Below are 23106 nucleotides of genomic sequence, written 5' to 3' on the forward strand. Positions count from 1 at the left end.
ATCGCCGCCGCCGACAGCGCCGGGGAAAGGTGGAACAATCGCCTTGCCGACGCCGTTCAGGAGGCGAACGGCCGCGATAGCAGGCAAATTTTGGCCTAGGCCGGCCTGGGCCAAGTACTCATGCAGTCCAGCGTGTGCTCGAAGGATCGGATGCCCGCATCCGACCCCAGCCCCGTCGCCACAAGTCCCGCCGCCGCCTGCGCGAAGCCGACAGCGGTCTCGGGGTCCATCCCGTGGTGCAGCGCGGCGATGAAGCCCGCGTCGAAGGCGTCCCCGCAGCCCGTGGTGTCCACAACCTCGACCCGGTAGGCGGGCCGCCGGAAGGCAGTCCCGTCGCGGCCGGCGTAGTAGGCGCCCTCGCCACCCAGTGTCAGGACGCAGGTCGCCACGCCCCGGTCGAGGTAGAACTTCGCGCAGTCCTCGACGGTGTCGCAGCCCGACATGATCCGCGCCTCCTCGATGGAGGGCATGAAATAGTCGATGAAGGGCAGGAGCGGCTCCACCAGCGCGATGGTCTCCTCGTTCGCGGCGATCAGGTCGAAGGTCGTGGTGCGCCCGCGCCGCTTCGCCTCCTCCAGCAGCACCCGGCTCGGCTCCCCGTCCATCCGCCGCAGAAGGCCCGTGCCGCCCAGATGCACGATGGGCGGCGCCAGCACCCGGTCCCAGTCCTCGCGCGCCACGTCGAAGTGGTCCGAGGCGCCCCGCACGTGCAGCGCCGGCCGTTCGCCGTTGGGGCGCACGTTCAGGATCGTGGCCGAGGTCGGCACGCCCGAGAGCCGCTGCATCCCCGAGGCGTCCACCCCGTGCCGCTCCAGCCGGTCGATCACGAAGTCGGCCTTTTCGTCCTCGCCCACCGCGCCCACGGCCAGCGCCTTCAGGCCCAGCTTGGCCAGGTCCACCACCGTCCCGCCGGCGGTTCCGGCGACGGTCAGCCGGATCTCGTCGATGAACTCGACGTTGCCGCGCTCGGGGATGCGCTCCACGGGCCGCCCCAGCACGTCGAGGATGTAGAGCCCGATCACCGAGACATCGTTGCTCATGCCGGCACCCCCTGCGTCAGCGCCGCGATAGCCTCCCCCTTGTCGTCGAACAGCACCACCCGGTCGGGCGGCACCGAGAAGCGCACCCAGCCTCCCGGCGCGACCGCCTCGGCGGCGGAGCACTTGATCCGCACGACCTCTCTGCCCAGCCGCACCGTCATCAGCCGCCGCCCGCCGATGCCGATCACGCAATCGGTGACCTCGCCCTCGGCCCGGCCCGCACCCACCGTGATCCACTCGGGCCGCACGCCCAGCACCACTTGGCCGTTGCGCCCGCCCGGCAGCGGGATCGGCGCGGCCAGCATCGGCGAATGCACCGCCCCGTCGCGGACCTCGGTCCCGAGGTAGTTCATTCCCGGATTGCCAAGGAACCACCCTGCGAAGCGCGTGCGCGGCGCCGCATAAAGCGCGCGGGGCGCGTCCTGCTGCACGATCCGCCCCTGCTCCATCAGGGCGATGGAGTCGGCCAGCGTCATCGCCTCGGTCTGGTCGTGGGTCACATAGACGATGGTCTGCCTGAGCCGCGTCGTCACCGCCTTGATCGCCCGGATCAGCGTCAGCTTGGCGTCCACCTCGATGTTGGTCGTGGGCTCGTCGAACAGCACCACCTCGGCGTGCCGCGCCACCGCCCGCCCCACGGCCACCTTCTGGCGCAGGCCCGTGTTCAGCTCGTCGATCAGCGCGTCCCGCAGGTCCCGCATGTCCAGCACGTCGAGCATCTCGTCCACGCGCTTCGCCCGTTCCCCGCCGCTCACCGAGCGGTCGTGGCGCAGGGGCTCCTCAATGTTCTCGGCCACCGAGAGGGTCGGGTACATGACCGGATACTGGAACACCATGCCGACGTCCCGCTGGCGCGGCGGAAGGCCAGCCACGTCGCGGCCGCCGATCAGGATGCGCCCCGCCGTCGGCACCTCCAGCCCCGCGATCATCCGCATGAGCGTCGTCTTCCCGCAGCCCGAGGGGCCGAGGAGGCACGTCACCTGCCCCGAGCCGAAGGTGGTCTCCAAGGCGTCCACGGCGGTCTGGCTGCCGAACCGCTTCGTCACGCGGTCAAGGACGATGTCCACCATCAGGCCGCCCCTCGCCCCAGCGCGTCGCCGGTTCGCCGGTCGAAGACGAGGAGGTCCGAGGGCGACACCCCGAAGGCCAGCGGCTGGCCCAGGCCGGGGGCGCCCTCCTCGGCCAGCCGGATCACCGTCAGGGGCTGGCCCCCGCAATCGAGATAGACCACCAGCTCCGCCCCCAGATCCTCGACCAGCGTCACCGTCCCCTGCGCCGTGACGCCCCGCCCCGGCGCGCCCGCATCTTCAGGCCGCAGGCCGACCAGCACCTCCTGCCCCTCGCCGCGCCCGGCGACCGGGAACCGGAAGGGCCCGGCCTCCACCGCGCCGCCCTGCCAGCGTCCAGGCAGAAGGTTCGCGCGCGGGAACCCCACGAGCCGCATCGCCGCCTCGTTGCCGGGCTCGGCATAGACTTGCTCCACCGGCCCCTTGCGCACCACGCGCCCGCGCTCCAGCACGGCCAGCTCCTGCGCCATGGTCAGCGTCTCCAACGGGTCGGACGCCGCATAAAGGAAGGTCGCCCCCAGCTCGGCCGCCAGCAGCTTGAGGTCCCCCATCAGCCGCTCGCGCAGCTTGTAGTCGAGCCCCACGAGCGGGTCGTCCAGCACGAAGACCCGCGCCTCGCGCGACAGCCCCCGCGCCACGGCGACGCGCTGCTTCTCGCCCCCCGACAGCAGGTCCGGCGTCTTGTCGAGGAGGTGCTGGATCGACAGCAGTTCTGCCACCCGCCCCACCTGCTCGGCGATCCGCGGCGCGGGCGCGCCCGCCAGCTTCAGCGGGTAGCCGATGTTCTGCCGCACGGTCAGGTGCGGATAGAGCGCGAAGCTCTGCGGCACGTAGCCCACCGGACGCTGCGCGGGCGGCGTATCGGTCACGTCCTGCCCGCCGATCAGGATGCGCCCCTCGTCCGGCGTCTCCAACCCCACCAGCATCCGCAGCAGCACCGACTTGCCGCTGCCCGGCGGGCCACAGAGAACGGTGAAGCGTCGGTCCGGCGCGGTCAGGCTCACCCCGTCCAGCGCCACCTTGCTGCCGTAGCGGCGCGAGACCCCTTCGAAGACGACGTCGGCCATTCAGCGCCCCAACTGGCTCAGGAACGGGGTGAGCAGGATGCCGATCCCGAACACCGCCGCCACGATCCCCAGGATCAGCACGATGAGCATCAGGCTCCGCCCCACCCCCGCGTCCTTGGGCAGGTTCCCCACCGGGATCTGGAGAAGCGTCGCGACCACCAGCAGGATCAGCCCCGCCCGATAGACCAAGATGCTCCAGGGCTGGGCGATGAGCAGGATCGCCAACACGAGAGCGGCGATCAGCACCCGCTCGGCGCGCTCGGGGAAGGTGAGATGGCGCATCAGACCTCACCCCGCACGGTGCCGAAGGTCATCCCGACCAGCAGGTACTTCTGGAAGGCATAGATCGCGAGGATCGGCGGCAGGATGTAGATCGTCGTCATCGTGGCGATGAACGTCCAGTTCAGGCCCCCGTCCGAATAGGTGCCCACGGCCAGCGCATAGGGAATGTTCTGCGTCTGGACGCCCCCGATCACGAAGTTGAACAGGAACTCGTTCCAGACGAAGATCAGGTTGAAAATGAAGGCCGCGATCAGCCCCGGCTTCACCTGCGGCAGCACCACGCGGAAGATCACGTGGAACCACGACCCACCGTTCACCCGCCCCGTTTCGTCGTAGCGGATCGACACGCCGTCGAGGAACCCCTTGAGGATCCAGACCGAGAAGGGGACCGAGAACATCGCGTAGAACAGCACCAGGGCGACGTGGTTGTCCTTCCAGCCGAAGGCAGCGTACATCAGGTAGATGGGCAGGATCACCGCCGGCCCCGGCAGCATCCGCACCGACAGCAGCAGGAACATTAGGAAGTCCGTGCCCTTCGGCTTGAAGCGCGAGAAGGCGTAGGCCGCCAGGAACGAGATCGCCACCGCGATCACCACCGACACCAGCGACAGCACGACCGAGTTGGCGAACTGCACGACGAAGCTCGCGTTCGTGGTGAACAGGTCCCGGAAGTTCTGGAGCGTCGGGGTGAACAGGAGCTTGGGCGGCGTGGCCAGGATGTCTTCGCGCGTCTTGAAGGCCGACAGGATGATCCAGGCCACGGGGGCGAACCAGATCAGCGCCACCAGCCACAGGACCGCATGATAGAGCGAGCGCCTCACGACCCCCTCCTCCGCCGCAGGTTGAGCACGAAGATGAAGACCGAGGTCATCGCGATGGACACGAGCAGCAGGTAGACCGCGTAAGCCGAGGAGAAGCCCATGTTGAAGCTCTCGAAGGCCTGCTTGTTCAGCTCCACCGCCACCAGCCGGGTCTGCTGCCCCGGACCTCCCTTGGTCATGGGGATGATGAGGTCCAGCGTCTTGAAGCTGTCGATCACGCGCAGGAGGATGCCCAGCATCAGGATGAACTTGCCGTGGTGCAGGATCACCAGCGTGAAGCGCTTGCGGAACGGCAGCCGGTCGATCTCGGCCGCCTCCAGCTCGGCCTTGGGGACCGAGCCCAGCGCGGCCAGCGTCATCAGGATCATGAACGGCGTCCACATCCAGCAGTCCACCGCCAGCACCGCCCAGTAGGCGGTCGCGGGGCTGCCCAGGAAATCGACCATCGGCAGGCCGAGCCCCTGGATCATCTGGTTCAGGACCCCGAAGTTCGGGTCGTAGATGAAGCGGAAGAAGGTCCCCGTCGCCACCGGCGTCAGCACCATTGGCGCGAACAGCAGCGTCAGCGCGATCCGACGCCCCGGCATCGTCCGCGACCCCCAGAACAGCAAGCCCAGCCCCACCCCCAGCAGCGTCTGGATCGTCACGCCCACCGCCACGAAGGTGAAGGTCCGCGACAGGTCCCCCCAGAAGTTGTTCCGCCCGAGCCAGAGCTGGTAGTAGTTCTGGAATCCCACGAACTCGGGGGGCATCCCGCTCGTCAGCGAGAAGTTGTGGAACGACAGCCCCAAAAGCCACAGCAACGGGATGGTGTTGAACACCACGAAGAACGCGAGCACCGGGGCCAGCAGGATGAAGACCAGCCCCCGGTGGCTGTCCGCCCGGCGGCGCGGCGCGGCGGCAATGGGATCGGTGACGGCGGCCATGACGCCTCCTCCGTGGACAACTCGCCCCGCGGAAGGCTGTCCCACGGGGCGCTCGGGGTCAGGACCGGCTCAGAGGCTGGTCGAGTAGCACATGTCGGGCACCATCGGCGCGTTGCCGGCGTCCGCCAGGATCTGCTGCTGGCCGCAGGCGATGTAGTCGAGCACCGCCTTGGCGTCCTCGTTCTGCCCGGTCATGAAGGCCGAGAAGCCCTCCTGCTGGAGCGCGAGCATCTCGGCGTATTTCGGATGGTGCCAGAAGTCGCGCGACCGCCCGTCGGTCAGCATGTACTTGTAGGCGCGGTTCCAGGGGTTGATCGTGTCGAAGTCCGGCGAGTTGAGCGTCGCCGCGTCGGCCGGGTTGCCGCCCCGCCGCGCGAACTCCACGGCCGTCTCGGGCTGGTACCACCACTTGAGGAAGTCGATCCCCACCCGCATGTGCGCGTCGTCGTTGAAGGCGTTGAGCACCCAGGGCTGGCCGCCCATCGTGTAGATGCGCCCCGCGCTGTCGCCCGTGCCGTGCTTGGGCGGCGGAACGACCAGCACCTTGCCCTGCAGGCTTTCGGGGATCATCGACAGGCCCACGGCCGCCCACTGGAAGGCCGAGAAGACCCTACCTTGCGTGAACACGTCCACCTCCTCGGCGATGCCGAAGTTGGTGGCGCCCGGCGGCTGGTACTTCAGCCAGTCCTTCATCTGCTGCATCGCCGTGGCGTTGATGTCGCTGTTCAGGATGCCCACGACCTCGCCCGTGTCCGGGTTCCAGATGTCGCCGCCCTGCGACCACATGAAGGGATACAGGTAGCAGGACACGAAGTCGTAGACCCGGCTGTACTGCATCGCCGTGCCGTACAGGTTCTGGTCCGGCCGGGTGAAGTGCGCGGCGACCTTCTCGAAGTCCGCCATCGTGAGGTTCTCGTACTCCTCGAAGGTCCGGGGCAGCGGCATCCCGTGGGCCTCCTGGAAGGCCTGCTGCTCGGCCGGGTCGTCCAGCATGTCCTGGCGCAGGAACAGCGCGATCGTGTCGCCCTCCTGCGGCAGGCCCCAGAGCTGGTCGGACCCGTCGGGGTACTTCATGTAGGTGTCGACGACGATGGGCGAGTACCACTCGACCTGAAGCTCGGGGTTCTGCGCGATGATGTCGTTGAGCTGCACGATCCAGCCGGGCTGCGCGAGAGCGCCGAGCCACTGGCTGTCCGAGATGATGATATTGAATTCCTGGCTGCGGGTGGCCAGCGACGTCGCCGCCTTCTGGAACAGGTCCGCGAAGGGCGCCTCGGCGAAGGTGAAGCTCACGTCGTAGCCGTACCGCTCCTTGGCGAACTCGGCGAACATGGGCGACATCTGCACGCCCAGCGACGAGGGCAGCCAGCCCGCGATGCCCAGGATGCTCATCTCGATGGTCTGGCCGGCCAGCGGATGGGCCTCCTGCGCGTGGAGGCGGTTGATGAAGGGCGCGCCCAGCGTGGCCGCCCCGAAGGCAGCCGCCCCCTTCAGCAGCCTGCGCCGAGGCATGATGAGTTGATTGCGTGCCGAGATCAGCGTCGACCGCGCCATTGCCGTTTCCTCCCTGGGTGTCCACGTCCCCGCCGCGTTCGCGCGGTCGGTCACGGATCTGTCGTTCTTGGCTCCGAGCCTCGATTCCGAGCCCCCGGCTTGTCAAGACATTTCAAAGGCAAATCCATGACGCACCGGGACTTAGGCCGCCGGCCCGCGCCGCGCGGCCTTGGCGTCCCGTCAAGGAGCGGGCGGCACGGCGCCCCCGCCCAAAAAGGTGCGCCCCCGCGGCCGCAGGAAAGCGGACGGCGGGGGCCGGCCCGGACCGCGCCGGGCCTTCAGGGCCGGTATCCACCGGCCGGGTTCTGATCTTTCCGTATGCACGAAGACATACCGCACAGGGGCGAATCGCGCAACCGCGGCGGTCGGAGGTCGGCCAAAAATGGCCGAACCGGACCTACTCTGCCCATTGCGGACAGGGCCTCAGTAGTAGCCCACCGCCCCGTCGCGGCCCGACTGCCGCAGCAGCGCCAGCGCATAATCCGCGAGCGAGCGGAAGCAGATCACGCGCGCGCCCTCGCCCTCCAGCCAGAAGCCGGCGGCAAGCTGCCCCAGCCGCGAGCGGCGGAAGGTGCCGGGCCCGAAGGCCTCGGGGTGCAGGTCGGCGGGCGACAGCTTGGCCAGCACCTCCCGCGCGCCGGGCCCGTCCAGCCGCAGGCACACCCGCATGTCGGACACGTCTGCCACCAGGTGATGGACGCCCGCCAGCGCCTCGGACAACCGCGCCACCGCCGCCACGGCCTCGTCCCTGGGAACGAAGATCAGCAGCTCGTCCGGCGACATCCAGGCCGCGCCCCGCTCGGACGTGCCCTCGATCCGCAGCCGCTCGGGGAAGGCGGTGCCCGTCACGGCCGTGACCGCTTCGCGCAAAGCCGCATCCCCGTGGTCGCCGCGCAGGGAGATCATCCCCAGCGGCGCGCTCAACGTGACCTCAACCATTCAGCCGTTCCCCCGCCTTGTCGTAGAGCACCGGATCGACGACGCGCGCCTCGACCGGCTCGCCGCCCTTCCGGGCCACCCGCACCACCTGCCCCATCCGTTCAGGCCCCCGGTCGAGAAGCGCCATGGCGATGCCCCGGTCGAGGGTGGCCGAGAAATAGGTCGAGGTGATCCGGCCCTCGGTGTTCTTCTGGCCGTTCGTGTTCTCGCCGCGCCCGAGGATATAGGCCCCCTCGGGCAGCACGCTGCGGTCGAGCGTCTCCAGCCCCACGAGCAGCCAGCGACCCGGGTTCGCCATATGGACCCGCTCCTGCGCGCGCTTGCCCAGGAAGTCGGCCTTCTTCTTCGAGACGGCCCAGCCGAGGTTCAGGTCCTGCGGGATCACCGTCCCGTCGGTCTCCTCGCCGATCATGATGTAGCCCTTCTCGGCCCGCAGCACGTGCATGGCCTCGGTGCCGTAGGGCGTGACGCCCCACTCGGCCCCCGCCTGCACCAGCGCCTCCCAGAGCGCGAGGCCCTGGTTCGCCGGCACCGCCACCTCGAAGGACAGCTCGCCCGAGAAGCTGATCCGGTGCACCCGCGCGTCGAACGGGCCGAGCTTGCCTTCCCTGAAGGTCATGAAGGGCAGCGCCTCCGGGGACAGGTCCAGGCCGCCCAGCTTGGCCAGCACGTCGCGGGCGCGCGGCCCGGCGACGGCGACCTGCGCCCATTCCTCGGTCAGGTTGGCCGTGTAGACCTTCCAGTCATGCCACTCGCACTGGAGCCAGTCCTCCATATGCGCGTGGATGCGGTCGGCGCCCCCGGTCGTCGTGTGGCAGAGCCAGGCGTCCTCGCCCAGCCGGATCACCACGCCGTCGTCCATCAGGAAGCCGTTCTCGCTGCACATGAGGCCATAGCGGCACTTGCCCACGGGCAGGGTGCTCATGACGTTCGTGTACATCATGTCGAGGAAGCGGCCCGCGTCCGGTCCCTTCACCACGATCTTGCCCAGCGTGGACGCATCGAGCAGCCCCACGCCGTTCCGCACCGCCAGCACCTCGCGGTTCACGGCGTTCTCGACGTGCTCGCCCGGCCGCAGATAGGCAAAGGGACGGCGCCACAGGCCCACCGGCTCCCAAGTCGCGCCGTGCCGCTCGTGCCAGCCGTGGATCGCCGTCTTGCGGATGGGCTGGAACAGCTCCTCCTTGGCAACGCCCGCGATGGTCCCCAGCGTCAGCGGCGTGTAGGGCGGCCGGAAGGTCGTGGTCCCCACCTGCGGGATCGCCTTGTGCAGCGACTGCGACAGGACCGCGAGCCCGTTGACGTTCGACAGCTTTCCCTGGTCCGTCGCCATGCCCAGCGTCGTGTAGCGCTTGGCGTGCTCGACCGACTGGAAGCCCTCGCGCGCCGCCAGTTCCACGTCCGACACCTTCACGTCGTTCTGGAAGTCCAGCCACATCTTGCGCTTGAGCGCCGTGGGCGCGCCCTGCGGCATGATCCAGACGGGCAGGATCGGCCCTTCCTCGGCGTCGCGCGCCGCGACGGTCGCAAGAACCTCGCCCCCCGCCGCCATGGCACCCGCGCGCAGGCCCGATTCCAGCACCGCCCCCGTGCGCAGTTCGCCCTCGGACGAGCCCGCCGGAACGACCAGCACCGAGCCGTCATGCGTGCGCGGCGGCTTGGCGGGGTCGGGGCGGAACATGGCCTGCCCCTCGTCCCAGCGCAGCCCGCCGCCGCAATGCGACCAGAGGTGGACGGAGGGCGTCCAGCCACCCGACATCGCCACGGCGTCGCAGCCGATGTCCTCGATCGCCGCGCCCTCGCCCGCCAGCGCGCAGAGCGACACGCCCGTCACGCGGCCCCGGCCCTTGACCTTGGCGATGCCCCGCCCTGCCTCGATGCGCAGGCCCAGCTCCCGCGCCTGCCGCACCAGCTCGCCCGAGGGGTTGGGCCGCGCGTCCACGATCACCGGCACGATCAGGCCCGCGCGATGCACGGCCAGCGCCGTGCGATAGGCGTCGTCGTTGTTGGTGACGATCGCCACGCGGTCGCCGACGCTCACGCCCCAGTTCACGAGGTAGTCGCGCATCGCCGAGGCCAGCATGACGCCCGGCACGTCGTTGCCCGCAAAGGCCAGCGGCCGCTCGATGGCGCCGATGGCCGACACGATCCGCTTCGTGCGGATGCGCCACAGCCGCTGGCGCGGGCCCGCGCCGTCCAGCTGCTCGCAGGCGATGACGTAGCCGTGGTCGTAGACCCCGCTCACCTGGGTGTTGAGCCGCAGGCGCACGTTGGGCATCGCCTCCAGCGCGGCGACCGTCCGCTCGACCCAGTAGGCCGCGGGCGTGCCGTCGATCTCGGGCTCGTCCACCAGCGCCCGCCCGCCCCAGTGGGGGGCCTGCTCCAGCAGCAGCACGCGCTGGCCCGACCGTCCGGCGGCCAGCGCCGCCGACAGGCCCGCAATGCCGCCGCCCGCGACCAGCACGTCCACATGGGCGTGGAAGTGCTCGTAGCGGTCGGGATCGCGCCCCTCGGGCACCCGGCCCAGGCCCGCCGACTTGCGGATGAAGGGTTCGTAGACGTGCTTCCAGAAGGAGCGCGGCCACATGAAGGTCTTGTAGTAGAAGCCCGCCGGCAGGAAGCGGCCCAGGAGCGTGTCGTTCACCACCCCCAGGTCGAGGTCGAGCGAGGGGAAGCGGTTCTGGCTCAGCGCCACCATCCCGTCCTTCAGCGGCGTGACGGTGGCCCGCTGGTTGGGCTCCATCCGCTCGCCCGCGCCCAGGTTCACGAGCCCGTTAGGCTCCTCGTGCCCGGAGGCGACGAGCCCGCGCGGCCGGTGGTACTTGAAGCTCCGCCCCACCATCATCTGCCCGTTGGCAAGCAGCGCCGAGGCCAGCGTGTCCCCGGCGAAACCCCGGTAGGGGTGCCCGTCGAAGGTGAAGGTCAGCGGGCGCGAGCGGTCGATCAGGCGTCCGCCGCGCGACAGTCGGGTGCTCATTGGGCGGCCTCCGGTTCGGTGGGGGTGCCGGGCTCGACGCCCGATCCGGCGCGCTGGCCCGACACGAGGCCGCGCATCTCGTCCGAGGGCTCGGCCAGCCAGGCGGGATAGGTGCCGAAGACCTGCATGGTCACGGTGTCCCGCGCGGCCAGGAACCACTTGCCGCAGCCGTAGGTGTGCCGCCAGCGCTCGTAATGGGCGCCCTTGGGGTTCGCGCGGCGGAACAGGTAGCCCTCGAACTCCTCGTCGGAGGAGCCGGGGCCGAAGCGCTTCAGATGCGCCTCGCCGCCGGGCGAAAGCTCGGTCTCGTCGGCTTGGACCCCGCAATGGGGACAGGTGAGGGTCAGCACGGCAGGTCCTCGGGATGTGCGGAAACGACGAAGGGCCGCTTCCCCGGGGGGAAGCAGCCCGACCGACCCGACAGGGACGGCATGATGAAGAGGCGGCGCGTGGCGCCGCCTTTGGATTGGCTCAGGCCGGCACGTTCACTCGGCCGGTTCGACCACCGGATCGGGCGCAGCGGCTTCGCCCTCAGTCGGAGAGGCCTCGGTCGCCGGAGCGATGGTCTGGTTGCTGCCGGTGGCCTCGGTCTCGTCGGTGCCCGTGGCAGCGTCCGCGGCGTCGTCGGCCACGGCATCGGCGGCATCGGTCGCACCGGCTGCGGCATCGCCCGTCGCGTCGGCAGCCCCCGTGGCTGCATCGCCCACGGCATCGGCGGCCCCGGTCGCGGCATCGCCGGCCGCGTCGGCGGCATCCTCGACGGGCTCGACGGGCTCGACAGCCTCGACCTCGGCAGGCTCAGGCGTGGCGGCATCGGTAGCCGCGTCGCCCGCCGTCTCGGTAGTGCCTTCAGCCGCGGTGCCCTCGACGGCCTCCTCGGTGACGGTGACATCCGTCTCGGCGCCCTCGACGGCCGTCGTTTCGGTGGCATTGTTGCCCGCCGACAGGAACCACCACAGCAGCAGCAGTGCGACGACGATCGCGCCGATGACGAAAGCGATCGAGCTGCCCGAACTGCGCCGCGGCGGGGTGTAGTTGGGATCGGACATGGGGAAAGCTCCGTGGCTGTGACTTCCGCCACGCCAACGGCAACCGTTTCCGGCCGGTTCCCGAACCCGTGAAGATTCTTCTTCAATGCGCGACCCCGGCGGCCACGCTTTCGTCGATGAAACGACCTTCGCGGAACCGGTTCAAGCCAAAATCCGCCGCCAGCGGCCCCGGCTCGCCCCGGGCGACCAGCTCGGCCATGGCCCAGCCCGATCCGGGGATCGCCTTGAAGCCCCCCGTCCCCCAGCCGCAGTTCACGAAGCAGTTGCCCAGCGGCGTCTTGGACAGGATGGGCGAGCGGTCGCCGGTCATGTCCACGATCCCGCCCCACTGCCGCAGCATCTTGAGCCGCGAGATAATGGGGAAGGTCTCGACCAGCGCCCGCACCGTCTCCTCGACATGGTGGAAGCTGCCGCGCTGATTGTAGGCGTTGTAGCCGTCGGTTCCGCCGCCGATGACCATCTCGCCCTTGTCGGACTGGCTCATGTAGCCGTGCACCGTGTTGGCCATCACGACCACGTCCATGCAGGGCTTGATGGGCTCGGACACCAGCGCCTGGAGAGGCATCGACTCGATGGGCAGGCGGAACCCCGCCATCTCGGCCAGGACCGACGAATGGCCCGCGACCACGATGGCGAGCTTGCCGCAGGCGATGTCGCCCTTGCTGGTCTGCACGCCCGTGACGACGCCGTTCGCCTGCGTGACGCCCTTCACCTCGCACTGCTCGATGATGTCCATGCCCATGTCGGCGCAGGCCCGCGCATAGCCCCAGGCCACGGCGTCGTGCCGCGCCGTGCCGCCCCGCGCCTGCCACAGCGCGCCCAGCACGGGGTAGCGCGGGCCGTCGATGTGGATGATCGGGCACAGCTCCTTGACGCGCTGGGCCGAGATGTATTCCGTCTCCACCCCCTGCAGGGCGTTGGCCTCGGCGGTGCGCTTGTAGCCACGGACCTCGTGCTGGGTCTGCGCCAGCATCATCACGCCGCGCGGGCTGAACATGACGTTGTAGTTGAGATCCTGGCTCAGCGTCTCGTAGAGGCTGCGCGACTTCTCGTAGATCGCGGCCGAGGGGTCCTGGAGATAGTTGGACCGGATGATGGTGGTGTTGCGCCCGGTGTTGCCGCCGCCCAGCCACCCCTTCTCGATCACCGCGACGTTGCGGATGCCGAAGTTCCTGCCAAGGTAATAGGCCGTGGCAAGCCCGTGCCCGCCCGCCCCCACCACGACCACGTCGTAGCGGGACTTCGGCAGCGGCGAGGGCCAGGCCCGGTCCCAGCCGGAATGCTGCCGGAATCCCTCGCGGGCGATGGCAAAGACGGAATAGCGGCGCATAGACTCAATCCCCTGGGAGGCCCGGACGGGCCGCGTCCTACTAGACCGGCCGGGCAAGGGGAAGCGGGCCGCTCTGCGGCACAAAGCCATAGGAAAACGACCTTCCGCGCGGGCATCCCACCGACTAGATAGGCCCGGCGCCACACGCGGCGCGGGGGACCTGTCTCATGCTCTTCTGGATCGTCGCGGGAACGCTGGCCGCCGTCGTCGCGGCGCTGCTCGTCCGCCCGCTCCTCGCCCCCCCGCCGGCCGGGGCGGCGGAATCGCCCGACGCCGCCATCTACCGCGACCAGCTCGCCGAGGTGGACCGCGACCTCGCCCGCGGCACCCTCGGCCCCGCCGAGGCCGAGCGCGCCCGCACCGAGATCGCCCGCCGCCTGCTGGCCGCCGACCGCGCGGGCCCATTGTCCTTCGCCGAGGCGCCGCGGCGCGCCGGGGTCGCCGTGGCGGCCGTGGCCGCCGGGCTCGTCGTCCTGGGCAGCCTTCTCGCCTATTCCGCCCTGGGCCGCCCCGGCGCCGGGGACACCCCCCTCGCCCGCCGACTGGCCGAGGCGCAGGCCCTGCGTGACCAGCGCCCCTCCCAGGCCGAGGCCGAGGCGCAGGCCGCCGGGATGTTCGCCGAGCCCGAGGCCCCCGCCGAATACCTGGAGATGGTCGAGGAACTGCGCCACATCGTCCCCGAGCGGGGGGACGACCTCACCGGCTGGACCCTGCTCGCCGACCACGAGGCGCGGCTCGGCCGCTACGCCGACGCCGCCCGCGCGCAGGCCCGCGTCATCGCCATCAAGGGCGGAGAGGCCACCGCCGCCGACCATCTGGGCCTCGTGGACCGCATGGTGGCCGCCGCCGGCGGCATCGTCACCCCCGAGGCCGAGGCCGCGCTGGCCGACCTCGCCGCTCTCGATACTGACAACCTGGGCCTCCTCTACTATCTCGGCCTCCTCGAAGCCCAGACCGGCCGCCCCGACCGCGCCTTCCCGCTCTGGCGCAAGGTCGTCGAGGAGGCCGCCCCCGACAGCCTCCATCACCGCCTCGCCTCCGGGCAGATCGTCGATGTGGCCTGGCTCGCGGGCGTGGACTACGAGCCCCCCGCCGGCCCGTCGGACGCGGACATGGCCGCCGCGCAGGAGATGGACCCCGAATCGCGCGAACAGATGATCCGCGGCATGGTCGACGGGCTGGCCTCGCGACTGGCCTCCGAGGGCGGCCCGCCCGCCGACTGGGCGCGGCTCATCACCTCGCTCGCCGTCCTGGGCGAGACCGAGCGGGCGGGCGCGATCCTGGCCGAGGCCCGCTCCACCTTCGCCGGCAACCCCGAGGCCGAGGCGCTCCTGGATCAGGCCGCGACGCAGGCGGGCCTCGACGGATGATCTGCGCCACGCCCCAGGACTTCGCCGCCGCGCTCCCCCGCGACGGCGCCATCGCCGGGCTCGACCTCGGCACCGTGACCATCGGCGTCGCGCTCTCGGACCTGCGCCGCCGGGTGGCCACGCCCTTCGAAACGATCAGGCGCAAGAAGTTCACGCTCGACGCCCAGCGCCTCCTGGACCTCGCCCAGGCACGCGACCTCAAGGGCTTCGTGCTGGGCCTGCCCATCAACATGGACGGAAGCGAAGGCCCTCGCGCCCAGAGCACCCGCGCCTTCGCCCGGAACCTGTCACACCTGACCGACCTCCCCATCGCCTTCTGGGACGAGCGCCTGAGCACCGTCGCGGCCGAGCGGATGCTTCTGGAGGCGGATCTGTCCCGAAAACGTCGCGCCGGGATGATCGACAACGTGGCCGCCGGGTTCATCTTGCAAGGGCTGCTGGACCGGCTGGGCCATCTGGAGGATCGGAATGGATGACGTCTGGGCGCGGGACGAACCCGAGAGCCCCTGCCGCAAGGTCTGCCTGATCCATCCCGACAACGGCCTCTGCGTCGGCTGCCTGCGCACGCGCCAGGAGATCGCCGCCTGGCCCAGCCTGTCGAGCGAGGCCCGCCGTGCCGTCATGGCCCAGCTCCCCGCCCGCGGCGAGGCCAACGCCCCCCGCCGCCGGGGCGGCCGCGCCGGCCGCATCCTGAGCGAGGCGTCCTAGCTCCGGCGGCTGGCCGCCGTCACTCCTCCACGGGCCGTCGCGACGACGAGATCGCCGGCTCGACCTCCGGGGCCGGTCCTTCGGGCGGGGCCTCCTCGGCCACGACCGGCGCGGGCTCCCGTCCCAGCTCGGGCCGCGTCACCGACAGCGCCCCCAGCACCGTCAGCCCGACCAGAAGACCGAACACCAGTCCCGCCGCGAATCCCGCCATCGCCGCCCCCCGCGCGTCTTGACGCAGCCGCGTTCCCGGCCGCATGGTTGCGCCCGATCCTAACGCAGGCTACGCGGCCTCCGTAACCCCCTCGCCCGTCCACGCCGGGAGGAACAGGCCCATGCTGCTGCTCATCGATAACTACGACAGCTTCACCTACAACCTCGTCCACTACTTCGGCGAGCTCGGGGCCGATGTCGTCGTCCGCCGCAACGACGCGCTCGACGTGCAGGAGGCCATGGCGCTCCGCCCCGACGGCATCGTGCTCTCGCCCGGCCCCTGCGACCCGGCGCAGGCCGGGATCTGCCTGCCGCTGATCCACGCCGCCGCCGAGACGCGCACGCCGCTCCTGGGCGTCTGCCTGGGCCATCAGGCCATCGGCGAGGCGATGGGCGGCCGCGTGATCCGCTGCCACGAGATCGTCCACGGCAAGATGGGCACCATGCATCATTCGGGCCAGGGCGTGTTCCGGGGCCTGCCGAACCCCTTCCAGGCCACGCGCTACCATTCCCTGATCGTGGAGCGCGCGACGCTGCCCGACTCGCTGGAGATCACCTCCTGGCTCGCCGACGGCACGATCATGGGCCTGCGCCACAAGTCCCTGCCCATGGAAGGCGTGCAGTTCCACCCCGAAAGCATCGCCAGCGAGCATGGCCACGCGCTGCTCAAGAACTTCCTCGACACGCTGAAGGTCCCCGCATGAGCGACGCGCTGAAGCCCCTGATCGCGACGGCCGTCGAGCGGCCGCTCACCACCGAAGAGGCCGAGCGCGCCTTCTCCATCCTCTTCGAAGGCGACGCGACCCCGTCCCAGGTCGGCGGCTTCCTGATGACGCTGCGCACCCGCGGCGAGACGGTCGAGGAGATCGCCGCCGCCGCCGCCCAGATGCGCGCCCGCTGCCATCGCGTGACGGCGCCCGAAGGCGCCATCGACATCGTGGGCACCGGAGGCGACGGCAAGGGCACGCTCAACATCTCGACCGCCACGGCCTTCGTCGTCGCGGGCGCGGGCGTGCCGGTGGCCAAGCACGGCAACCGCAACCTGTCCTCCAAGTCCGGCGCCGCCGACGCGCTCGTGGCGCTCGGCATCAACGTCATGGTCGGCCCTGCGGTGGTCGAGCAGGCCCTGCACGAGGCCGGGATCGGCTTCATGATGGCCCCCATGCACCACCCGGCCATGAAGCACGTCATGCCCTCGCGCGCCGAGCTGGGCACCCGCACGATCTTCAACATCCTGGGCCCGCTCACCAATCCCGCCGGGGTCCGCCGCCAGCTCACCGGCGCCTACGCCCCCCATCTCCTCCGCCCCATGGCCGAGACGCTGGGCCGCCTCGGCTCCGAGCGCGCTTGGCTCGTCCACGGCTCGGACGGCACCGACGAGCTGTCCATCGCCGGCTCCTCCCGCGTGGCCGACCTCCACGGCGACCAGGTCTCGGAATACGAAATCCACCCCGAGGACGCGGGCCTCCCCGTCCATCCCTTCGAGGCCATCCTCGGCGGCACGCCCGAGCACAACGCGAGCGCCTTCCGCGCCCTCCTCGCCGGAGAGCACGGGGCCTACCGCGACGCCGTGCTCCTCAACGCCGCCGCCGCGCTCGTGGTCGCGGGCCGGGCCTCCAGCCTGCCCGACGGCGTGGACCTCGCGCGCGAAAGCATCGACAGCGGCGCGGCCCGGCACCGGGTCGAGCGCCTCGCCGCCCTGAGCCCTCTGCACTAGGGTCAGGATTCCCGACTTGAGGGCCGGCCCCCGGGCATGCTTCCTCCGCCGCATTGTCGAAGGAGGACATTGATGTTCGTGGAATTCCTGAAGCGGGGCGGGGTTGCCGCCGCCGTGCTTCTCGTCATCGCCGCCATGCTCGGGGCCGCCGCGCACCGCGAGAACGCCGTCGCCCGCGCATTGGCCGAACACGGCGTCCCCGCCGTGGCCACGGTCGTGGACAAGCGCACCGAGACCATCCGCACCCGCACCGACGACGGCACGCGGACGCGCACCAGCCACGAGGTGGCCTACGCCTACGAGGCCCTGGCCACCGACGGCAGCCTCCAGCCGCTCACCGTCCGGCACGCGGTCCCCCGCCGCATCCACGACGCGCTCCGCCTGGGCGACCGGGTCGAGATCCGCTACCTGCCCCAGTCCCCGACCCGCGCCGAGGTCTACCCCGGCGAGGCCGCCTCCGGCGTGACGCTCCTGGGGGCGCTCGCGCTGGTCGCGCTGCTGGCGGCGGCCCTGGCGGCCCGGATCGGACTCGCGCTGGCCCGGCGCGCCATCGGCTCGGGCCGTCCCGCCGCCCGGCCCGAGACGGCCCCCCGCCGCGTCGCCCTGATCTGAGCCGGGACCGGAGCCCCCCCTTGCGCGTTGGGCTCCGAAGCCCCCAGCCGGAGCCCGCCATGGCCCACCAGCCCGACCTCTTCGCGCCCGCCGCCCCCGCGGTCGAGCACCAGACGCCCATCCCTCCCGGCTGGGCCGACCTCCCCTTCTTCCAGGACGACTGGCCCCGCATCGCAGCCGCCCTCGCGCAGGACCCCCGCCCGGTCCTGCCGGCGCACGAGCGGCGCTTCCACGCCCTCGCGCTCACGCCGCCGGACTCGGTGCGCGTGGTCATCCTGGGCCAAGACCCCTACCCGACTCCGGGCCACGCCATGGGCCTCGCCTTCTCGGTCGCCCCCGACGTGCGCCCGCTGCCCAAGTCGCTCGCCAACATCTTCCGCGAGATGAAGGAGGACGTGGGCGCGACGCTGCCCAACGGCGACCTGTCGGGCTGGGCGCGGCAGGGGGTCCTTCTCCTCAACACGCACCTGTCCGTCCCCGCGGGCGTGATCGGCGGCCATGCCAAGCTCGGCTGGGAGAAGCTCACCGGACAGGTCCTCGCCCGCGTGTCCCGGCGTCCAACCGCTTTTGTCCTCTGGGGCCGGCCCGCGCAGGCACAAGGGAAGCACATCGCGCCCGGCGACCACCTCCTCGTCGAGAGCGCCCATCCCTCACCGCTTTCCGCCTCGCGCGGCTTCTTCGGCTCGCGCCCCTTCAGCCGGGTGAACGACTGGCTGGACGCGCGGGGCGACGCGCCCATCGACTGGGGCGCCCCCGCCTGACCACGCCCGCGAGGGTGTTGCGCGAACCGGGGGAGGACCGTTCGGTGCTGTCAGACTTCGTTAACCCCACCCTGCGACGCTTTCCCCGACGAGATCAGGAGCGGCACCCTCGCCGCCCGCCACGGATGCGCCCCAGACCACCCCGTTTCCGGGTGCAGGCGAGGCCGCGGCGGCGCGAGGGCTCGGGAAGGCCGCGCCCCGTCGGGCCGCCGCAGGATGGCGGGCGGCCCGGATGGCTCGGCGCTCAGGTCATCCTCGTCCGGGGCTCCCCATGGGGAGAGAGGCTTCACGGACCGAGGCTCTTTGAAGGGACGGCGCGGGCCCCTGTCCCCCTGGGAGATCCGCACGGCCCGTGCCGGATCGCAAAGACCCAGCCGCCGCGCGTCGTGGACGCGCCCCCGCAGCCCTGACGTGGCGTCCGGGCTGCGGACCTTTCGCAGGGTCTTTCCGGGCACAGCCAGCCGTTGCGTCCTTCCCCTCGCTTTCCAAGGCCTTGCCCCGACGCTATGTCAGCCCCATGGACACCCTCGACCGCATCAAGGCCTACAAGCTCGAAGAGATCGCCGCCCGCAAGGCCGCGACCCCGCTCGCCGACCTCGAAGCCGAGGCGCGCAGCGCCCCCGCGCCCCGGGGCTTCGCCAAGACGTTGCAGGAGGCCTCCCGCAAGGGCTACGGCCTCATCGCCGAGATCAAGAAGGCCTCGCCCTCCAAGGGGTTGATCCGCGCGGACTTCGATCCGCCCGCGCTGGCCCGGGCCTATGCCGAGGGCGGCGCCGCCTGCCTCTCGGTCCTGACCGACGCGCCCTCCTTCCAGGGGTCCGAGGCCTTCCTCGTCGCCGCCCGCGCCGCCGTGACCCTCCCGGTGCTGCGCAAGGACTTCCTCTACGATCCCTGGCAGGTGGTCGAATCCCGCGCTATCGGCGCCGACTGCGTGCTTCTGATCCTGGCGAGCCTGTCGGACTCCCAGGCCCTCGAACTGGAATCCGCCGCCCGCGACTGGGGCATGGACGTCCTGCTCGAAGTCCATGACGAGGCCGAGCTGGAGCGGGCCTCCCTCCTCAAGTCGCCGCTCATGGGCATCAACAACCGCAACCTCCAGACCTTCGAGGTCTCGCTCGACGTGACGCGCCGCCTAGCCCGTCTCGTGCCCGCCGACCGCCTGATCGTCGCCGAAAGCGGCCTCTCAACGCCCGATGACCTTGCGGAGCTCGCCCGTTACGGCGCCCGCGCCTTCCTCGTGGGCGAAAGTCTGATGCGCGAGGCGGACGTCGCCGCCGCGACGCGCCGGCTCCTGGCCACGCCCCTTTCGCCGGCGGGCGGGCTGTGAGCCTCACCCATTTCGGCGAGGACGGCGCCGCGCGCATGGTGGACGTCTCGGACAAGCCCGAGACCCGCCGCACCGCCGTGGCCGAAGGCACGCTCACCATGTCGCCCGAGACGCTGGCGCTGGTGCGCGAAGGCCGCGTCGGCAAGGGCGACGCCCTGGGCGTGGCGCGGATCGCCGGCATCATGGGCGCCAAGCGCACCGCCGACCTCATCCCGCTCTGCCATCCGCTGCCGCTGGCGCAGGTCGCGCTCGACCTCGACCCCGACGACGCGCTGCCGGGCGTCCGCATCACCGCGACCGTCCGCACCACCGGGAGGACCGGCGTGGAAATGGAAGCCCTGACAGCGGTTTCCGTGGCGGCCCTCACGCTCTATGACATGCTCAAGGCCGCCGACAAGGACATGGTCATCGGCGCCGTCCGCGTGCGCCTCAAGGAGGGCGGCAAGTCCGGCCGCCACGAGGCCCCGTGATCTCCGTCGCCGAGGCGCTCGACCGCCTCTTCGCCCTGGCCCCCACGCCCGTCCCCGAGGAGGTGCCGCTCCTCGACGCCGCCGGACGGGTGCTCCTGCGCCCCGTCGCCGCCCGGCGCGACCAGCCTCCATTCGCTGCGTCCGCCATGGACGGCTATGCCCTTCGCGCCGCCGACGTTTCTCCCGGCGCCGTGCTGTGCATCCTGGGCGAATCCGCTGCCGGCCGCCGGTTCGAGGGCCGCGTCGGCCCCGGCGAGGCTACCCGCATCCTGACCGGCGCGCCCCTGCCCCAAGGCGCCGACGCCGTGGTGATCCAGGAGGAGGTGCGCCGCGACGGCGACCGGATCACCATCAGTGACACCGCCATCGCGGCCCATGTCCGTCCCGCCGCCAACGACTTCGCCGCCGGGTCCGAGCTCTCCGCCCCGCGCCGCCTGTCCCCGGCCGATGTCGCGCTCCTCGCCGCCTTCGGCGCGGCCCGCGTCACGGTTGGCCGCCGACCGACCGTCGCCATCATCTCCACCGGCGACGAGCTGGTGATGCCCGGAGAGGAGCCCGGCCCCGACCAGATCTTCGCCGCCAACGCCTTCGGCCTTCACGCCCTGCTCGCCGCCGAAGGCGCCCGCCCCCGTCTTCTGCCCATCGCCGGGGACCGGCCCGAGGCGCTGGCCCTGGCCTTCGACCTCGCCCACGGCGCCGACCTCGTGCTCACGATCGGGGGCGCCTCGGTCGGCGATCACGACCTCGTCGCGCCCGCGGCCCAGGCAGCCGGGGCGCGGCTCGACTTCCACAAGGTCGCCATGCGGCCCGGCAAGCCGCTCCTCGCCGGTCGGATGCCGGATGGGTCCATGCTGCTTGGACTGCCTGGAAACCCAGTTTCGGCAATGGTTTGCGGGCTGATCTTCCTGCTGCCCGTGATCCGCGCCATGCAGGGCCTGCTCCCCGGCCCGGCCCCGCGCGAACGCCGCCGCCTCGCCGTCGCCCTCCGACCCGGAGGCCCGCGCGAGCACTACCTGCGCGCGGTTCTGGACAGGGACGGCTCCGTGCGGCCCTTCGACCGCCAGGACTCCTCGCTCCTATCGGTGCTGGGGCAGGCGGACGGGCTGGTGGCGCAGCCGCCCGATGCCCTTGGGCAGGACGCCGGAGAGATGGTCGATTTCGTTCCATTTCGCCGGAACACTTGACACAAAACGGGAACAGCCCCAGAACATAGGGAAACCTGAAGCGGGGCCCCGTTCATGCTGACCAAGAAACAGCTCGACTTGCTGGAGTTCATCGACCGGCGTCTCCAGCGCGACGGCGTTCCCCCCTCCTTCGACGAGATGAAGGTGGCCTTGGACCTGCGGTCGAAGTCCGGCATCCATCGCCTGATCACCGCCCTGGAGGAACGCGGCTTCATCCGCCGCCTTCCACATAGGGCGCGTGCCCTTGAGATCCTGCGGATGCCCGAGGCGCTGGCGGAACGCGGCGCACGCCCCTCCGGCTTCACGCCTCGGGTCATCACAGGCGACCGTCCCTCGGCCCCGCCCCCGCGCGGCGCGATTCCGGTCGAAAGCGTCGGCGCACTGGAAGTTCCGCTCATGGGCCGCATCGCGGCGGGCGTGCCCATCGCGGCGATCAGCGAGGTCATGCGCCACGTCGCCGTGCCCCAGTCGATGATCGCGCAAGGAGATCACTACGCCCTTGAGGTGCGCGGGGACTCGATGCGGGACGCCGGGATCAACGACGGCGATGTCGTGGTGATCCGCGAGACGACGACCGCCGACACCGGCGACATCGTCGTCGCCCTCGTCGACGGGCAGGAGGCCACGCTCAAGCGCTTCCGCCGCGAAAGGGGCATGATCGCGCTGGAAGCCGCCAACCCGGCTTACGAGACGCGGGTCTACCCGGACAGCCGCGTCAAGGTCCAGGGTCGCCTCGTGGGCCTCATCCGCACTTACTGAATTGAACTTGGGAACGGGACACCTGCCAGGACCCGTCCCCACCCCCAATCGTCGAACGATCGGAGGATCCGATGGAACAAACGACGAACACGACCAAAGCCTCGCTGCAGCTCGTCCATGAGCGTGAGAGTTCTGCGCCCTGGCGCTCGGTCGGCGGCCTCGCCGCAGACTTGGTTGCCCGGGCCGAGGCGAGCCGATTAGAGGCAGTCCGGGCCCAGTCCGCGCCCATGAACCCTGTGGCTTGGGCGGCCGAGTAAGGCACGTCCTCACCTCCGGCAGTGGCGCCATGGGGTCTGGGGCTGTCACGAGGCTTGGCCTGATCAAGGCGCTGGACCTTCTCCCTTCCTAGCTTCGACCGGCAAGAGCCGATGCGGAGAGGTTCCACCGAGGCGGCGGGTGTCACCTGTCAGAGCTTTGGAGACGCGCCTTGGCAGGTGCCTTGCGGGACCGCGCCGGCTGCACGGCTCTGATCACGGAGTGACCCCGGATAGCGCCCTGCGCTCCGCTATGCCGTATAGATTTCCTTGCGCTCTACCAAGGCCAGTATCCCGGCATGGAGCCCACGCCGTCCGGTCGCGGACTGCGGGTCGTAGTCAGTATCCGCTTCGGAGCGGTCGAGCATGATCCAGAGGCGTGCGGCGCAGACGGCCAAGGGCAACGGATCGGGTTGAGGATGTCCAGATGCCCCGAGCGATCTTTCAGCCCCATCCGCCGCCGTGCAACAGCGAGGTCAGCCGCGGCTCCATCGAAGGTTCAACCCTGGTCATGGGCCATCTCCACCTGTCCGGGCGGCCGCAGTGCCGAACCGACTATGGCGTCGGCCCCGTGACTGGCGGAGGGGACCGGAGGAGCAAAGAGCTCTCCGCTAGGGCTTGTTGACGTTCACCTCAGTCGGATGACGGTGGCTGCCAAGGAGATGAAGGCGCTGAAGCTTTC

24 protein-coding genes are annotated in these 23106 nt (G+C 70.9%); 11 read left to right on the forward strand and 13 right to left on the reverse strand.

Annotated features, from left to right (window positions below; all coding sequences use genetic code 11):
* Window positions 1-95: 95 nt before the first annotated feature.
* From FHG71_RS19540 to FHG71_RS19595, 12 genes are all read right to left on the reverse strand, one after another.
* Window positions 96-1040: a carbohydrate kinase family protein gene (locus tag FHG71_RS19540; RefSeq protein ID WP_139083377.1), complete on the reverse strand. Its 945-nt coding sequence runs from the start codon at window positions 1038-1040 to the stop codon at window positions 96-98.
* The gene (locus FHG71_RS19545) at window positions 1037-2110 is read right to left on the reverse strand and encodes an ABC transporter ATP-binding protein (protein ID WP_139083378.1); all 1074 of its coding nucleotides are present in this window, start codon (window positions 2108-2110) and stop codon (window positions 1037-1039) included. The genes FHG71_RS19540 and FHG71_RS19545 overlap by 4 nt, the downstream gene beginning before the upstream one ends.
* A complete protein-coding gene (locus FHG71_RS19550; protein WP_139083379.1) occupies window positions 2110-3174 on the reverse strand; it encodes an ABC transporter ATP-binding protein in 1065 nt (354 codons plus the stop codon). The genes FHG71_RS19545 and FHG71_RS19550 overlap by 1 nt, the downstream gene beginning before the upstream one ends.
* Window positions 3175-3456, reverse strand: coding sequence for a hypothetical protein (locus FHG71_RS19555; RefSeq protein WP_139083380.1), 282 nt, complete (start codon window positions 3454-3456; stop codon window positions 3175-3177).
* Window positions 3456-4277 (reverse strand): carbohydrate ABC transporter permease, encoded by an 822-nt coding sequence (locus FHG71_RS19560; RefSeq protein WP_139083381.1) that lies wholly within the window; start codon window positions 4275-4277, stop codon window positions 3456-3458. The genes FHG71_RS19555 and FHG71_RS19560 overlap by 1 nt, the downstream gene beginning before the upstream one ends.
* On the reverse strand, window positions 4274-5203 hold the full coding sequence (locus tag FHG71_RS19565) for a carbohydrate ABC transporter permease (protein ID WP_139083382.1): 930 nt from the start codon (window positions 5201-5203) through the stop codon (window positions 4274-4276). The genes FHG71_RS19560 and FHG71_RS19565 overlap by 4 nt, the downstream gene beginning before the upstream one ends.
* A 69-nt stretch (window positions 5204-5272) precedes the next feature.
* Window positions 5273-6757, reverse strand: a complete 1485-nt coding sequence (locus FHG71_RS19570) for an ABC transporter substrate-binding protein (RefSeq protein ID WP_246045526.1) — start codon at window positions 6755-6757, stop codon at window positions 5273-5275.
* 423 nt (window positions 6758-7180) lie between these two features.
* Window positions 7181-7696 carry a sarcosine oxidase subunit gamma gene (locus FHG71_RS19575; protein WP_139083383.1) on the reverse strand — a complete coding sequence of 172 codons (516 nt, stop codon included), beginning with the start codon at window positions 7694-7696 and terminating at the stop codon, window positions 7181-7183.
* Window positions 7689-10673 (reverse strand): sarcosine oxidase subunit alpha family protein, encoded by a 2985-nt coding sequence (locus FHG71_RS19580; protein ID WP_139083384.1) that lies wholly within the window; start codon window positions 10671-10673, stop codon window positions 7689-7691. The genes FHG71_RS19575 and FHG71_RS19580 overlap by 8 nt, the downstream gene beginning before the upstream one ends.
* The gene (locus FHG71_RS19585; RefSeq protein ID WP_139083385.1) at window positions 10670-11023 is read right to left on the reverse strand and encodes a sarcosine oxidase subunit delta; all 354 of its coding nucleotides are present in this window, start codon (window positions 11021-11023) and stop codon (window positions 10670-10672) included. The genes FHG71_RS19580 and FHG71_RS19585 overlap by 4 nt, the downstream gene beginning before the upstream one ends.
* Before the next feature lie 135 nt (window positions 11024-11158).
* Entirely contained in the window at window positions 11159-11722 is a 564-nt protein-coding gene (locus FHG71_RS19590) for a hypothetical protein (RefSeq protein ID WP_139083386.1), read from the reverse strand.
* 82 nt (window positions 11723-11804) lie between these two features.
* Window positions 11805-13052: a sarcosine oxidase subunit beta family protein gene (locus FHG71_RS19595; protein ID WP_139083387.1), complete on the reverse strand. Its 1248-nt coding sequence runs from the start codon at window positions 13050-13052 to the stop codon at window positions 11805-11807.
* A 167-nt stretch (window positions 13053-13219) separates the two neighbouring features.
* Here FHG71_RS19595 and ccmI point away from each other — a divergent pair, with 167 nt between their 5' ends.
* The 3 genes from ccmI to FHG71_RS19610 are packed head-to-tail and all read left to right on the forward strand — an operon-like array spanning window position 13220 to window position 15130.
* On the forward strand, window positions 13220-14422 hold the full coding sequence (gene ccmI, locus FHG71_RS19600; protein WP_139083388.1) for a c-type cytochrome biogenesis protein CcmI: 1203 nt from the start codon (window positions 13220-13222) through the stop codon (window positions 14420-14422).
* Window positions 14419-14898: a Holliday junction resolvase RuvX gene (gene ruvX, locus FHG71_RS19605; RefSeq protein WP_139083389.1), complete on the forward strand. Its 480-nt coding sequence runs from the start codon at window positions 14419-14421 to the stop codon at window positions 14896-14898. The genes ccmI and ruvX overlap by 4 nt, the downstream gene beginning before the upstream one ends.
* The gene (locus FHG71_RS19610; RefSeq protein ID WP_139083390.1) at window positions 14891-15130 is read left to right on the forward strand and encodes a DUF1289 domain-containing protein; all 240 of its coding nucleotides are present in this window, start codon (window positions 14891-14893) and stop codon (window positions 15128-15130) included. Before ruvX ends, FHG71_RS19610 begins: the two co-directional genes overlap by 8 nt.
* Window positions 15131-15149: 19 nt before the next feature.
* Here FHG71_RS19610 and FHG71_RS19615 read toward each other — a convergent pair whose 3' ends face one another.
* Window positions 15150-15341 (reverse strand): hypothetical protein, encoded by a 192-nt coding sequence (locus FHG71_RS19615; RefSeq protein ID WP_139083391.1) that lies wholly within the window; start codon window positions 15339-15341, stop codon window positions 15150-15152.
* 121 nt (window positions 15342-15462) lie between these two features.
* Between FHG71_RS19615 and FHG71_RS19620 the strand changes: the two genes are divergently transcribed.
* From FHG71_RS19620 to lexA, 8 genes are all read left to right on the forward strand, one after another.
* Window positions 15463-16044, forward strand: a complete 582-nt coding sequence (locus FHG71_RS19620) for an anthranilate synthase component II (RefSeq protein WP_139083392.1) — start codon at window positions 15463-15465, stop codon at window positions 16042-16044.
* Window positions 16041-17057, forward strand: coding sequence for an anthranilate phosphoribosyltransferase (gene trpD / locus FHG71_RS19625; protein WP_139083393.1), 1017 nt, complete (start codon window positions 16041-16043; stop codon window positions 17055-17057). The genes FHG71_RS19620 and trpD overlap by 4 nt, the downstream gene beginning before the upstream one ends.
* 72 nt (window positions 17058-17129) lie before the next feature.
* Window positions 17130-17669: a DUF3592 domain-containing protein gene (locus tag FHG71_RS19630; protein WP_176559523.1), complete on the forward strand. Its 540-nt coding sequence runs from the start codon at window positions 17130-17132 to the stop codon at window positions 17667-17669.
* 59 nt (window positions 17670-17728) lie between these two features.
* Entirely contained in the window at window positions 17729-18430 is a 702-nt protein-coding gene (locus FHG71_RS19635; RefSeq protein ID WP_139083395.1) for a uracil-DNA glycosylase, read from the forward strand.
* A gap of 517 nt (window positions 18431-18947) precedes the next feature.
* A complete protein-coding gene (gene trpC / locus FHG71_RS19640) occupies window positions 18948-19757 on the forward strand; it encodes an indole-3-glycerol phosphate synthase TrpC (RefSeq protein WP_139083396.1) in 810 nt (269 codons plus the stop codon).
* Entirely contained in the window at window positions 19754-20227 is a 474-nt protein-coding gene (gene moaC / locus FHG71_RS19645; protein ID WP_139083397.1) for a cyclic pyranopterin monophosphate synthase MoaC, read from the forward strand. The genes trpC and moaC overlap by 4 nt, the downstream gene beginning before the upstream one ends.
* The gene (locus tag FHG71_RS19650; RefSeq protein ID WP_139083398.1) at window positions 20224-21411 is read left to right on the forward strand and encodes a molybdopterin molybdotransferase MoeA; all 1188 of its coding nucleotides are present in this window, start codon (window positions 20224-20226) and stop codon (window positions 21409-21411) included. The genes moaC and FHG71_RS19650 overlap by 4 nt, the downstream gene beginning before the upstream one ends.
* 54 nt (window positions 21412-21465) lie before the next feature.
* On the forward strand, window positions 21466-22170 hold the full coding sequence (lexA, locus tag FHG71_RS19655; protein ID WP_139083399.1) for a transcriptional repressor LexA: 705 nt from the start codon (window positions 21466-21468) through the stop codon (window positions 22168-22170).
* The last annotated feature ends 936 nt before the right edge of the window (window positions 22171-23106 follow it).

This window comes from Rubellimicrobium roseum, assembly GCF_006152145.1.
Classification (GTDB): Bacteria; Pseudomonadota; Alphaproteobacteria; order Rhodobacterales; family Rhodobacteraceae; genus Rubellimicrobium; species Rubellimicrobium roseum.

What these genes read in the sequence shown, in the direction of transcription:
- trpD (WP_139083393.1), top strand. Translation starts at nt 16,041, where the DNA reads ATGAGCGACGCGCTGAAGCCCCTGATCGCGACGGCCGTCGAGCGGCCG.
- FHG71_RS19630 (WP_176559523.1), top strand. Translation starts at nt 17,130, where the DNA reads ATGTTCGTGGAATTCCTGAAGCGGGGCGGGGTTGCCGCCGCCGTGCTT.
- FHG71_RS19545 (WP_139083378.1), bottom strand. Translation starts at nt 2,110, where the DNA reads ATGGTGGACATCGTCCTTGACCGCGTGACGAAGCGGTTCGGCAGCCAG.
- FHG71_RS19610 (WP_139083390.1), top strand. Translation starts at nt 14,891, where the DNA reads ATGGATGACGTCTGGGCGCGGGACGAACCCGAGAGCCCCTGCCGCAAG.
- FHG71_RS19615 (WP_139083391.1), bottom strand. Translation starts at nt 15,341, where the DNA reads ATGGCGGGATTCGCGGCGGGACTGGTGTTCGGTCTTCTGGTCGGGCTG.
- ruvX (WP_139083389.1), top strand. Translation starts at nt 14,419, where the DNA reads ATGATCTGCGCCACGCCCCAGGACTTCGCCGCCGCGCTCCCCCGCGAC.
- FHG71_RS19570 (WP_246045526.1), bottom strand. Translation starts at nt 6,757, where the DNA reads ATGGCGCGGTCGACGCTGATCTCGGCACGCAATCAACTCATCATGCCT.
- FHG71_RS19565 (WP_139083382.1), bottom strand. Translation starts at nt 5,203, where the DNA reads ATGGCCGCCGTCACCGATCCCATTGCCGCCGCGCCGCGCCGCCGGGCG.
- ccmI (WP_139083388.1), top strand. Translation starts at nt 13,220, where the DNA reads ATGCTCTTCTGGATCGTCGCGGGAACGCTGGCCGCCGTCGTCGCGGCG.
- FHG71_RS19555 (WP_139083380.1), bottom strand. Translation starts at nt 3,456, where the DNA reads ATGCGCCATCTCACCTTCCCCGAGCGCGCCGAGCGGGTGCTGATCGCC.
- lexA (WP_139083399.1), top strand. Translation starts at nt 21,466, where the DNA reads ATGCTGACCAAGAAACAGCTCGACTTGCTGGAGTTCATCGACCGGCGT.
- FHG71_RS19575 (WP_139083383.1), bottom strand. Translation starts at nt 7,696, where the DNA reads ATGGTTGAGGTCACGTTGAGCGCGCCGCTGGGGATGATCTCCCTGCGC.
- FHG71_RS19540 (WP_139083377.1), bottom strand. Translation starts at nt 1,040, where the DNA reads ATGAGCAACGATGTCTCGGTGATCGGGCTCTACATCCTCGACGTGCTG.
- FHG71_RS19620 (WP_139083392.1), top strand. Translation starts at nt 15,463, where the DNA reads ATGCTGCTGCTCATCGATAACTACGACAGCTTCACCTACAACCTCGTC.
- trpC (WP_139083396.1), top strand. Translation starts at nt 18,948, where the DNA reads ATGGACACCCTCGACCGCATCAAGGCCTACAAGCTCGAAGAGATCGCC.
- FHG71_RS19635 (WP_139083395.1), top strand. Translation starts at nt 17,729, where the DNA reads ATGGCCCACCAGCCCGACCTCTTCGCGCCCGCCGCCCCCGCGGTCGAG.
- FHG71_RS19580 (WP_139083384.1), bottom strand. Translation starts at nt 10,673, where the DNA reads ATGAGCACCCGACTGTCGCGCGGCGGACGCCTGATCGACCGCTCGCGC.
- FHG71_RS19595 (WP_139083387.1), bottom strand. Translation starts at nt 13,052, where the DNA reads ATGCGCCGCTATTCCGTCTTTGCCATCGCCCGCGAGGGATTCCGGCAG.
- FHG71_RS19550 (WP_139083379.1), bottom strand. Translation starts at nt 3,174, where the DNA reads ATGGCCGACGTCGTCTTCGAAGGGGTCTCGCGCCGCTACGGCAGCAAG.
- FHG71_RS19590 (WP_139083386.1), bottom strand. Translation starts at nt 11,722, where the DNA reads ATGTCCGATCCCAACTACACCCCGCCGCGGCGCAGTTCGGGCAGCTCG.